The sequence below is a fragment of the Blautia sp. Marseille-P2398 genome (assembly GCF_964240315.1).
Classification (GTDB): domain Bacteria; phylum Bacillota; class Clostridia; order Lachnospirales; family Lachnospiraceae; genus Blautia_A; species Blautia_A wexlerae.
Genome location: NZ_CAXSTD010000007.1, coordinates 112,637 through 124,989, shown reverse-complemented (window position 1 = coordinate 124,989; position 12,353 = coordinate 112,637). Strand labels below are relative to the sequence as shown.

Sequence of the window (12,353 nt, the reverse complement as noted above, 5' to 3'; positions counted from 1 at the left end):
ACCCAAATGACAGGTGTTTTGCCGGTTTTTTTATTCTTCTCTATGCAGTTTTCTTCTTCTGCGCTGTCTGCCATACGCAGCATCCCACGATCAGAAGTATTCCCACAACATCAGTCATCAGTGACGGATCGATCAGCATCAGTCCACCTGCTGCCATTAAGACACGAACCGGTACAGACATTTTCACTGACAGGAAGCCTTCCAGTGAGGAGGACAATCCAAACACACCGATCAGTGAGGTGATAAAGATCTGAACAACCTTAAGCGGTGTGGTATCGATCAGCAGCATTGCCGGATTGAAGCAGAATACATAAGGTACGATAAATACTGCGATAGCCAGCTTAGAGGCTGTAAATGCAGTCTTCATCGGATTGGCCTTCGCTATGGCTGAACCTGCGTAGGCAGCCAGCGCTACCGGCGGTGTGATATCTGCAACAATACCAAAGTAAAATACAAAGAAATGAGCTGCCAGTGTAGGTACTCCCATACGTACCAGGATCGGAGCACAGGTTGCTGCCATGATACAGTAATTGGCAGTGGTAGGTACACCCATACCAAGTACGATACAGCACAGCATAGTCAGAAGCAGTGCAATGATCAGTTTTCCGTTTGCAACACTGATGATTCCGTTGATCAGGTCATTGGCAAGTCCTGTCATGGTGATGGAACCGGAAATGATTCCTGCAACACCGCAGGCTACTGCTACGGAGATAACACCTCTTCCTCCTGCTTCCAGCGCATCAATACATTTGGTAACACTGATTCTGTTTTCTTTGTCAAAAAGACTTACGATAACAGAAAGAACGATTGCATAGCTGGCAGCCTTCTGCATGGTCATATAGTTTCCGGACACCCAGATTACCAGCATGACCAGAGGTAATAACAGATAGATTTTACGGATCAGAAGCTTAAATACCGGAAGTTTTTCCTTCGGAATTCCGGAAAGTCCTAATTTCTTTGCTTCCAGATGTACAGAAATAAAGATTCCTGTAAAGTACAACAATGCCGGCAGAATCGCCCTGACAATAATGTTGGAGTACGGTACACCCACAAAATCTGCCATAAGGAATGCGGCAGCTCCCATGATCGGAGGCATGATCTGTCCACCTGTGGAAGAAGCAGCTTCTACTGCTCCGGCAAATTCCGGTTTGTAGCCTGTGTCCTTCATCATCGGGATTGTAACAGAACCGGTTGTTACTGTGTTACCTACAGAAGAACCGGATACCATTCCGCAGAGTGCAGAACTGATAACCGCTACCTTTGCCGGTCCACCTGCATATTTTCCTGCAATGCAGTTAGCCAGCTGAATAAAGAAGTTGGAGATTCCTGTTCTCTCCAGAAACGCACCGAAAATAATAAATACCACAATATATTTAGAGCATACATTTACAGGTGTGGAGAAAATACCCTCTTTTGTGTAGAAAAGATTCCGCACCAGGAATTTCACTCTTCCCAAAAATGCCGGATTGGTAAGCCCTACAGCCAGTGCATAGATCAGGAAAAAACCTGCCACAAACAGGATCGGCAGGCCCACGCATCGTCTGGTAAGCTCGATCAGTGCAGCAATACCGATAATACCGATCACAATCTGATAAGGGGCAAATCTGGTACCCTGATTGATGATCTGATTTGCAGAAAAAGTAAAATACAGAAAAGCACCTGTGCCTGCGATCATAAAAATAATATCGCCAATCGGCATGTAGTTTTCTCTGATATCTCCTTTTTTCGCCGGATAGGTAAGAAATCCGATAAGAATGATCAGCCCCAGAAAAGAAGTCAGTCGGATTTCCTCCAGGAAGGTTGCAAATAAGGTAACATAGATACACCACAGAGAAAAGGCAACCAGCAGGCCGCGTACAGCCAGCTTATATTTGCCGGTCCACACACGAATATTGGATTCGCGGTCGTATTTCTTCATTACTGCATCTACATCTGCTGTGCTCATGTTCTCAGAACCAGCCTGCCCTTCCGGGGATGTGTTTGCTTTTTTTATCTTATTTTCTTTCATCCTGACTATTCCCCTTTCGTATCCACTGTAATTCCATGCTCTGCATAATAACGCGCCGCACCCTTATGGAAAGGAATGGTCATACCGGAAGTAGCGTTTTCCAGAGAAAGCTCCGCTCCTTTTGCATTCTCAGCAGAAATCTCGTCTGCATGGTCAAAAATTGCCGCAGTCATATCATAAACTGTATCCTCATCCAGAGATTCGGACACTACGATCGTCGCCTTGACTGTGATGGTTTCTACAGGCTCATCCTGTCCCGGATAGGTTCCTGCCGGAATCTGGTAGGATGTATAATATGGACAGTCACTCAGGATCGAATCCCTGATCGCGCCATCAATATTGATCATATAGACACCATTGGTAGTTGCAAGCTCTGTGATAGCTGTTGTAGGTGCACCTGCAACAATAAACGCAGCATCAATTTTTCCATCCTTCAAAGATTCCTTGCTGTCCTCAAAAGACAGATACTGGGGATGGATATCATCCAGGGTAATGCCGCCTGCATTTAAAACATCCAGAGCATTGAAATATACACCGGAGTTTGCCGCACCGATAGATACGCTCTTGCCCTTCAGATCTTCCACTGTCTTAATGTCAGGATCCATGGTAAACAGCTGGACAGTCTCTGCATACAGGCCGCCCAGAGTCCTGAAATCATGGGTTGCACCGTCCTGTTCAAATGCTCTTACACCGTCCCATGCATAGGCCATTACATCTGACTGGACAAATCCAAGCTGAAAATCTCCGTCCTGTACTGACTGCAGGTTCGCTTTGGAACCACCTGTAGAAACCGCTGTAACCTTTACATTTGTATTATTGGTAATATACTGGGCCAGTACACCACCGTAGGAATAATACGTTCCCGCCGTACCGCCGGTACCGAACGTCAGACGTTCTTTACTTTGTCCGCAGCCGCTCAGAAGGCTGACTGCAAGTGCAAGAGTCAAAACAAGGCCAACAATCCTGCCAGCTTTTCTCCTGCCTCTGAAAAGCTCTTTGTTTCTCATAAATCCATCTCCTTCAGGTACATAATATTTTGAATTATAACATATTTTTTCAAAAAATGATAATCTTTATTGAACAATCTTACAAAAAACGTTACAATAAAAGAAAAACATGGATAACAAAATAAATAACAACCCAATGGAGGTATCTATTATGTCCGAAAGAAAATACCCTGTCATCACAATCAGCCGGGAGTTTGGTGCCGGGGGACACAGTATTGCAAGAGTAGTTTCAGAAAGGCTTGGTATCCCATATTACGATCGGGATTTTGCAAAACAGGCTGCTGCCAGAAGCGGATATTCCCAGGAGGATATTGATCGTGAGGGTGAAAATCTGAGCCGCAGCGCCAGACTTCTGGACAACATTCTGAATAACTCTGCAGGTTATTTCAGTTCCCATGATGCTATTTACCAGGCTCAGAAAGAGCTGATCCTTCAGTTCGCAGCAGAACAGGACTGTATTATTATCGGCCGCTGTTCCAATCTTATCCTGCGAAATGCCGGTATTCCCAGTCTGGATATTTTCCTTCATGCAGATGTGAATCTCCGCACAGAACATATTCAGAAATTAGGCTTAAACGGAAAGGAAGATCCCAGGAAATATCTCACCAAAATGGACAACCTGCGTGAAACCTATTTCAAAACCTATACAAAACATGAGCTTGGCACTTATCACGATTATGACCTGTGTCTGGATACCGGAACCCTTGGATACGATAACTGTATTGAGATTATCACTTCACTTGCAAAACAGCAGGGGTTGAATCTGAAGCATCAGTAGAAGGACCGCTGCAAGCTGTAAAACAGCAACAAGGCTGTGGCAATCAGAAAATCTGTGCCACAGCCTCTTTACTTCAGTCCTTTTAATAGTTGTTTCTAAATTTCTTTTATTTTACAAACTCATCCAGAGAACTGATCTGGATTCCTTCTTTTACAAAAGCCTCTCTGATTTTTTCCACAAACGCCAGAGCCTTGGCTCCGTCTCCATGAACGCAGACAGAATCTGCCTGAATATCAATATCTTTTCCTGTAATTGCAGTAATCTTTTTCTCTTTGACCATACGGATCACCCTGACAATAGCCTCATTTTCATCAGTGATCACAGCACCTTCCTTACGTCTGTTTACCAGAGTACCATCTTCTTCATAGGCGCGGTCTGCAAAAACCTCCATAGCTGTACGCAGGCCCATATCCTGAGCAGCCTTTGCCAGCTGTCCGCCGGAAAGAGCAAGTATGATCAGACTGCTGTCAAATTCTTTGATTGCCTCACAGATCGCAGTAGAAAGGGCATAGTCCTCTGCAGCCATATTATATAAGGCTCCATGAGGCTTTACATGCTGCATTTTTACACCGGTTACTCTGCAGAATGCATCCAGTGCACCCAGCTGATAAAGCACATATGCTTTTGCCTCTGCAGGGGAAACACTCAGATTTCTTCTTCCGAAGCCCATCAGATCAGGAAAACCCGGATGTGCTCCTATACGAATTCCCGCTTCCTTTGCCATTGCCAGCGTATTTCCCATAACTACCGGATCTGAAGCATGATAACCGCAGGCTACATTTGCAGAAGAGATCAGCGGAATGACCTTATCATCATTACCGATTTTATAGTTTCCAAAACTTTCTCCCAGATCACTGTTTAAATCTACTGTATACATTTACCTTACCTCTTTTCTATTTATTTCCCAGAGCGTGTTTGAAAAATCACTCCCTCAATCCGTATACAGGATCCTTACCTACAATCTTATCCCTTAATTTTCAGTACATTCTCAATAAATCCCGTATCTGCCTTTCCGTCGCAGAATACCTGATTCTTCATAATCTGATACTGGAAATCAAGGTTTGTCTCCACACCCATGACCACCATCTCATCCAGCGCAGAGCGCATTTTCTGCAGGGCAGCCTCTCTGTCAGGTGCATGAACGATTACCTTCGCAATCATGGAATCATACTCTGACGGAATCTTATAGCCTGTATAAAGGGCAGTATCCACCCGGACTCCGTTGCCTGCCGGAAGATGCATATGCTGTACTACTCCGGGACTTGGCATGAAATTTTTCTCAGGAATCTCTGCGTTGATACGGCATTCAATAGCATGTCCTTTAATCCGGATATCTTCCTGTTTAAAGCTTAACTCCTCTCCCATAGCCACACGAATCTGCTCAATGATCAGATCTGTGCCTGTAACCATCTCTGTTACTCCATGCTCCACCTGGATTCTGGTATTCATTTCCATGAAATAGAAGTTGCCTTTGGGGTCTACGATAAATTCAATAGTTCCTGCATTGGTATAACCTACTGTTTTCGCAGCAAGAACTGCATATTCATTCATTTTCCTGCGGGTTTCTTCATCAATGGCAGGGGACGGGGATTCCTCGATCAGCTTCTGATGATTTCTCTGTACCGAACAGTCACGTTCTCCCAGTGCCACCACGTTTCCATGACTGTCTGCCATGATCTGAATCTCCACATGGCGGGGATTTTCTACAAAACGTTCAATGTACATGGTATCATCCCCAAAAGCATTGGCTGATTCTCTCTGTGCCATATTAAACTGAAATTCAAATTCATCCTCATTTGCAGCCACACGCATTCCCTTGCCACCACCGCCTGAGGAAGCCTTGATCATAACCGGATATCCAATCTCTTCAGCCAGTTTTTTACCTGTTTCTGCATCGTATACAGGTTCCTTTGTTCCCGGTACAACCGGTACCCCGGCATCCATCATGGTTTTACGGGCATGGGATTTATTTCCCATCTTATCGATCACATCCGCATCCGGTCCGATAAAGGTAATTCCGTTTTCTTTGCATTTGCGGACAAACTCACTGTTTTCTGAAAGAAAGCCAAAACCGGGATGGATAGCATCTGCTCCCATATTTTCTGCTGCAGCAATGATCCGGTCCATGTTCAGGTAGCTGTTTCTGGCAGGACCTTCTCCGATACAGATACGCTGGTCTGCCAGCTGTACATGAAGGCTCTTAGCATCTTCTTTTGAATAAACAGCTACACTTCGGATCCCCAGATTCCTGCAGGCACGTATGATCCGAACTGCAATCTCCCCACGGTTGGCGATCAAAATTTTATTAAACAATATGAAAGCCTCCTTATCCTACAGTCTCTTAACACGGAACAGAGGCTGTCCATATTCTACTTTCTGTTCATTACTTACCAGAACTGCTTCAATCTCACAGTCATAGTCACTCTGGATCTCATTCATAAGCTTCATAGCTTCCAGAATACACACCGTCTGTCCTGCTTTTACCTGATCTCCCACCTTTACAAAAGCAGGTACATCCGGAGCAGCTGCAGAATAGAAGGTTCCTACGATAGGAGAAGTGATAAACAGACTTTCCTCCTCTTCTTCCTCTGCTTTTTCCACAATTGTATTCACAGGTGCAGATGCAGCCACAGGAACTCCCGCTGCAACTACAGGAGGATGATCCAGCTTACTCATTGTAATCTTTACATCCTTGTCCTTATATGTGAATTCATTAAGGGATGAATCCTCAATAATCTTTACCAGTCCTTCAATCTTCTCTAAATCCATCGAACATTATCCTTTCTGTCTATTTTATATTATTTTTTACGGTTATTCTTCAAACAGCTTGCGCAGTCTCTTTGCCACCAGACGGCAATCCAGAACCTCTTTACATGGCTGATGAATGATCTTTCTCAGTCCGTCAAGTTCTTTCATTTCCTCAACATAAAGAGCCTGAGCCTCCTGTACGGTAATTGCCTTGAAATGTATCTTATCATCTGTTTTTCTCTGTACCAGCTTGGGAATATCCACAGATGCCACTGTGGCAATTTTCCCATAACCGCCCGTTGTCTGACGGTCAGCCAGCAAAATGATAGGTTTACCATGGGAAGGTACCTGTATAGCCCCAAATGCGATTCCGTCGGAAATAATATCCGAAGTCTTCTTAGGAGCAATAAACGGTCCCTCCAGCCTGCAGCCCATACGGTCAAATTCATTTGTCACTGTATACTCACTGCCCAGGAAAGTCTTGATGCCCTGTTTGCTGAACATACCATCCTGCGGTCCCATTACTACCCGCAGTGTTGCTTCTGTCTGATCAAACTCATCCATATCAAGCTTTCGGGAAAGGAAAAACGGCAGATAACGTCTCTTAATACGAAATCCGATATAATCGTCCGCTTCCAGTTTTCTTCCCTTAAATCCGCCCAGACCACTCTTTAAATTGGTGCATCGGCTTCCCATCACTACCGGAATATCCAGATAACTGGAAAAAGCAATATAACCTCTGCTTCCCGTTCTGGCGCTTCCAAATTTCAGTACATCTCCCTTATTCATATACAGGGCTGTATACATGGGAGCCGGCTCTCCATTAATGGTTGGCTGGAAATCTCCGCCTGTGATTGCAATGATAGTAGCTGATGTAAATTCAAGGGTTGGGCCTATCAGCGTTATCTCCAATACTGCCTCATTCTCCGGATTATCCAGAAGAAGATTGGCTATTTTGAATGAACGGACATCCATGACTCCTGCCACACTGAATCCCTGACTCTGATATCCATAACGCCCCAGATCCTGAACCGTTGTCATCATTCCGCCTTTTAATATACGAATTCCCATTTTATGCCTCCTCATGAACGGTGCACTGGTATTCGCCACGTTCTACTAATTCTCTGATCCGTTTGTACTCATCTTCATCGATCGGTACAAAACGGATATAATCTCCTGCCTCTACCAGAATCGGGATTTCACGGTCCGGATCATAGGTTTTTACAGGTGTCATTCCCATCAGCTGCCATCCTCCCGGAGAATCCAGAGGATAAATCCCTGTCTGGGAACCACCGATTCCCACACTTCCTGCATTGATCTTGATTCTGGGATTTGCAAGACGGGGTGTATGGATCCTTTCATCCAGCCCGCCCAGATAACAAAAGCCCGGAAGAAAACCAAGCATATAGATCAGGTAATCTCTGGAAGAATGAATCTTTATTACTTCCTCTACGGAAAGTCCGGCATGTTCTGCAATATTCTCAATATCCGGACCATATTCTCCTCCATAGCATACAGGGATCTCATAAACTTTTCTGCATCCTTCACCTGCTGTAACTTCCATCTTTAACAGAATTTCCAGTCTTTTTTTCAGGTCATCGTAGGAAATCACACGCGGGTCATAATTAACCAGCAAAGAACAGAACGCAGGGATCATATCTACAACTCCCTCTATATGCTGTTCTTTCATAAGCTGTACAGTGGCAGTGATCTTCCGGTTGATCTCCGGACTGATCTCTTTGCCAAATTCAACCAGAACAGAAGAATCACCTTCTGTTAAAATTCTAATGTCCGGCATAATCTGCTCCTCTTTTCTTAATCTTTTCGCCATGTCTTTTTATCTGCTTCTTTCTGCATCACATGGCTGTTAATGAACCAAAAAGGTGTAACCTGGACGATCACACCTTTTTGACATACTCTCCAGTCTGAAAACCGGATACATTTTCCTCAATTATAACAATGTACCGATCTTAGATACAAATGTAGTCACACCGAGGTATGCTGTAAGAATTACCACGATCACTCCAAGAATGGTAAGTACTACCGGATGATGATAATTCTCTCCCATAATAGATTTCTTATGTGCAGCGATCAGACAGATTGCCAGGGTGATCGGAAGGATCAGACCATTCACAGCACCTGCAAGTACAAGAAGTACTGCCGGATTTCCAAGGATAAACATAATGGCTGTAGAAATAATGATAAATCCGATGATCACTTTATTTTCATTTTCCTCGATAGACTTGCTGAAAGTCTTCAGGAAGGAAACTGAAGTATAAGCTGCACCGATAATGGATGTGATTGCTGCGCACAGAAGAACCAGACCTGCAAAACGGTATCCGATTTCACCAGCCCCCTGCTTGAAGGCGTCTGCTGCAGGATTTGCAGCATCCAGTGTTACGCCCTTGACAACAACGCCCAGAACAGCCAGAAACAGGAAAATACGAACAATCGTAGCAATGATCATACCCATAACAGAACTCTTGTTGATCTCTTTCAGGTTCTTCTCGCCTGTAATTCCTGCATCAATCAGACGATGTGCGCCGGAGAAAGTGATATATCCTCCAACAGTACCTCCCAAAAGTGTAAGGATTGCAGGAATCAGATTTGTGGCACCGGCTTCCGGTACAAATGTATTCTTCAATGCACTTCCTACCGGTGGTTTTACCACAATGATCACAACAAAGATTACGATAATCATAATGGCACCCAGTACCTTGGTAATAGTATCCATGGCACTTTTGGCATTTTTCAGCACAAATACCAGGATTGCCAAAAGACCTGCCAGTATGTAACCAACTTTGGTAGGTATTCCAAGCAATGTGTTAAAACCAAGTGCTCCGCCACCTACGTTTCCGATATTAAATACCAGACCACCGAATACGATCAGTATCGATACCAGATATCCCAGTCCCGGAAGTACCTTATTGGAAACATCCTGACCACGAAGTCCGGTCACACAAAGCACACGCCAGATATTCAGCTGTGCAATGGCTGCAAGGATTACGGAAACCAGGATAACAAATCCAAAACTTTCCTGATACTGTCCGGTAAAGGTTGCTGTCTGTGTCAGGAATCCTGGTCCGATTGCAGATGTGGCCATCAGAAACGCTGCGCCAAGTAAGGCTCCGCCACTCTTTTTCTTTTCGCTCATTTTTATTGCCTCCTTTTCATGTTATTATCGCACATTATACTAAAAAATGAATATTTACACAAGCAAAAATTATTTTGATAACTTTTTGATGTCGAATTTTTGTTACTGTTCACTGGTAATATCCCGCGAGGTGTTTTTTGTGAGCGAAGGTCACAGAAAACCCGAGACATACTGCGCGAATTTATGCGATTAGCATAAATTCTGTGCATCGCGAAGCGTGTTGCTGAGAACGGAGTGAACAGTAACGAATTTTTATAATCTGTATTTTGTAATAAAAAACAGCAAAAGAGTACCCGGATTCCCATCCGATACAGCTCCTTTGCTGTTTTTTCAGTTAAAATGTAAATTTATCCGCAAAATATGCATCCAGTTCATCAATCTTCACACGAACCTGCTCCATAGTATCACGGTCGCGGATTGTAACTGCTCCGTCATTTTCGGACTCAAAGTCATAAGTTACACAGAACGGAGTACCGATCTCATCCTGTCTTCTGTAACGTTTACCAATGTTTCCACGATCATCATATTCACAGTTATATTTCTTGCTTAACTGCTGATAGATCTTCTCTGCGCCCTCATTAAGCTTCTTGGAAAGAGGAAGCACACCGATTTTAACAGGTGCAAGCGCCGGATGGAAATGAAGAACTGTACGAACATCATTCTTCTCTGCATCCAGAACTTCTTCGTCATATGCGCTGCACAGGAATGCAAGTACCACACGGTCAGCTCCAAGTGACGGCTCGATTACATATGGAATGTATTTCTGTTTCTTCTCATCGTCAAAATATGTCAAATCCTGTCCTGATACGTTCTGATGCTGTGTCAGGTCATAGTCTGTTCTGTCAGCGATTCCCCAAAGCTCGCCCCATCCGAATGGGAACAGGAACTCTACGTCAGTAGTAGCTTTGCTGTAGAAGCTTAACTCTTCTGCATCATGGTCACGATAACGAACTTCTTCATCCTTCAATCCAAGAGAATGTAACCAGTTCAGGCAGAAGTTCTTCCAGTATGCAAACCACTCAAGGTCTGTATCCGGCTCACAGAAGAATTCAAGCTCCATCTGCTCGAACTCACGTGTACGGAATGTGAAGTTACCCGGTGTGATCTCGTTACGGAAAGATTTACCGATCTGACCGATACCAAACGGGATTTTCTTACGTGATGTTCTCTGAACATTCTTGAAGTTTACGAAAATACCCTGTGCTGTTTCAGGTCTTAAGTATACTGTATTCTTGGCATCCTCTGTAACACCCTGGAATGTCTTGAACATCAGGTTGAACTGACGGATATCTGTAAAGTTATGTTTGCCGCATGTAGGGCATGGTACATTGTGATCTTTGATGAAGTTCATCATCTCTTCCTGAGACCATCCGTCTACAGAGCTCTCAAGTTCAATGCCATTCTCCTGGCTGAAGTCTTCGATGATCTTATCTGCGCGGAAACGCTCATGACATTCCTTACAGTCCATCAGCGGGTCAGAGAAGCTTCCCAGATGTCCGGATGCAACCCATGTCTGCGGGTTCATCAGAATTGCACAGTCAACACCTACATTGTATGGGGATTCCTGAATAAATTTCTGCCACCATGCACGTTTTACGTTATTCTTTAATTCTACACCAAGATTACCATAATCCCATGTGTTTGCAAGACCACCATAGATTTCGGAACCCGGGTAAACAAATCCTCTTGCCTTTGCCAGCGCAATGATTTTGTCCATTGTTTTTTCCATGACTATTCTCCTCGTTCTTTTTATAAAATGCGTGTAACTGTTCATATCCGTCAGGCAATTTGGTTCACAATCCATTCCGCTATTTGATTAACGTAATAAACAGCTACAATTAACGTTATTATAACTGTATCTGATTTCTTTTTCAAGGTATCTCAGCTCATTATTTCCAGAATTTCCAGACTTTTGAACCGTTTTTCAGTGTTCGCAGCAATATAGGTATGGATATGACGTTCCAGTTCATGGAGTACTTCTTCTGTAACAGTAAATGTATAAAGCTTCCCAAGAGAAGCAGTTACTATGTACTGCATGGCATATAATGCAGGTGCTGAGATTCTCTTTGCATCATTTACATGTCCCAGACAGGCTTTATCCAGAATACCATGATTCTGCTGAGAAAAGAAAAGCTCTTCTCCCTCCACAGGCTGTCTTTCGCAGCACACACAATGAAACAGTGAAGGACACAATCCCTGTGCAGCCATCATACGAAGTTCAAAAATACACCTCACCAGCCTGTCATCAATATTCGGGTTCAGAAGTGCCTTCACTGTCACATACAGAAGGTTCATAGATTCTTTCTCGTCAATCCCCTCCTGTCCGAAATAATCTGCCAGTTCCAGAAAATAATATCCATAGTAGATTCCAGGCTGTTCGCCTGCCAGTTCCACAAAATGATGACTGATGGATACCTGATTCAGATTATAACTGGAACGCCCCTCATAAAGGGCAAAGGTTCCAAACACAAAAGGATTGGCAGCCGCCAGAAACTGGCTGTTTGGGCGGCGGGCTCCTTTTGCAAACGCGGAAATCTTGCCTCTTTCTCTGGTGAGAAGGACGATCCGCTTGTCATATTCTCCCACAGGCATGGCAGAGAGCACTACTCCCTGCACAGTTATCAAATCACTCATTCTCTCTGTTTCCTGACTGTCTTT

The 12,353-nt window shown here is 44.0% G+C and carries 11 protein-coding genes; 1 reads left to right on the top strand and 10 read right to left on the bottom strand.

Annotated elements, in window-relative coordinates; translation table 11 throughout:
• Positions 1–40: 40 nt before the first annotated feature.
• Positions 41–2,008, bottom strand: coding sequence for a TRAP transporter permease (locus tag ACESZG_RS09800; RefSeq protein WP_008707539.1), 1,968 nt, complete (start codon positions 2,006–2,008; stop codon positions 41–43).
• 5 nt (positions 2,009–2,013) lie between these two features.
• Entirely contained in the window at positions 2,014–3,015 is a 1,002-nt protein-coding gene (locus ACESZG_RS09795) for a TAXI family TRAP transporter solute-binding subunit (RefSeq protein ID WP_008707541.1), read from the bottom strand.
• Between the two features lie 151 nt (positions 3,016–3,166).
• Here ACESZG_RS09795 and ACESZG_RS09790 point away from each other — a divergent pair, with 151 nt between their 5' ends.
• Positions 3,167–3,793, top strand: coding sequence for an AAA family ATPase (locus ACESZG_RS09790; protein ID WP_008707544.1), 627 nt, complete (start codon positions 3,167–3,169; stop codon positions 3,791–3,793).
• 106 nt (positions 3,794–3,899) lie between these two features.
• On the opposite strand, the gene ACESZG_RS09785 is transcribed toward ACESZG_RS09790, so the two are convergent.
• The 8 genes from ACESZG_RS09785 to recO all read right to left on the bottom strand — a co-directional run bounded on the left by ACESZG_RS09785 (position 3,900) and on the right by recO (position 12,329).
• Positions 3,900–4,670, bottom strand: coding sequence for a LamB/YcsF family protein (locus ACESZG_RS09785; RefSeq protein WP_373218055.1), 771 nt, complete (start codon positions 4,668–4,670; stop codon positions 3,900–3,902).
• Positions 4,671–4,756: 86 nt separating this feature from the next.
• Positions 4,757–6,106, bottom strand: coding sequence for an acetyl-CoA carboxylase biotin carboxylase subunit (gene accC, locus ACESZG_RS09780; RefSeq protein WP_008707547.1), 1,350 nt, complete (start codon positions 6,104–6,106; stop codon positions 4,757–4,759).
• Between the two features lie 18 nt (positions 6,107–6,124).
• Complete coding sequence (gene accB / locus ACESZG_RS09775; RefSeq protein WP_022380575.1) at positions 6,125–6,562, bottom strand: acetyl-CoA carboxylase biotin carboxyl carrier protein; 438 nt, start codon at positions 6,560–6,562, stop codon at positions 6,125–6,127.
• Positions 6,563–6,604: 42 nt separating this feature from the next.
• The gene (locus ACESZG_RS09770) at positions 6,605–7,612 is read right to left on the bottom strand and encodes a biotin-dependent carboxyltransferase family protein (protein WP_020993688.1); all 1,008 of its coding nucleotides are present in this window, start codon (positions 7,610–7,612) and stop codon (positions 6,605–6,607) included.
• Position 7,613: 1 nt separating this feature from the next.
• Entirely contained in the window at positions 7,614–8,339 is a 726-nt protein-coding gene (gene pxpB, locus ACESZG_RS09765; RefSeq protein ID WP_020993687.1) for a 5-oxoprolinase subunit PxpB, read from the bottom strand.
• 153 nt (positions 8,340–8,492) lie between these two features.
• Positions 8,493–9,695 (bottom strand): NRAMP family divalent metal transporter, encoded by a 1,203-nt coding sequence (locus tag ACESZG_RS09760; protein WP_008707553.1) that lies wholly within the window; start codon positions 9,693–9,695, stop codon positions 8,493–8,495.
• Between the two features lie 334 nt (positions 9,696–10,029).
• On the bottom strand, positions 10,030–11,424 hold the full coding sequence (locus ACESZG_RS09755) for a glycine--tRNA ligase (RefSeq protein ID WP_022380971.1): 1,395 nt from the start codon (positions 11,422–11,424) through the stop codon (positions 10,030–10,032).
• Positions 11,425–11,576: 152 nt separating this feature from the next.
• Positions 11,577–12,329, bottom strand: a complete 753-nt coding sequence (gene recO / locus ACESZG_RS09750) for a DNA repair protein RecO (protein ID WP_025577211.1) — start codon at positions 12,327–12,329, stop codon at positions 11,577–11,579.
• Between the last annotated feature and the right edge of the window lie 24 nt (positions 12,330–12,353).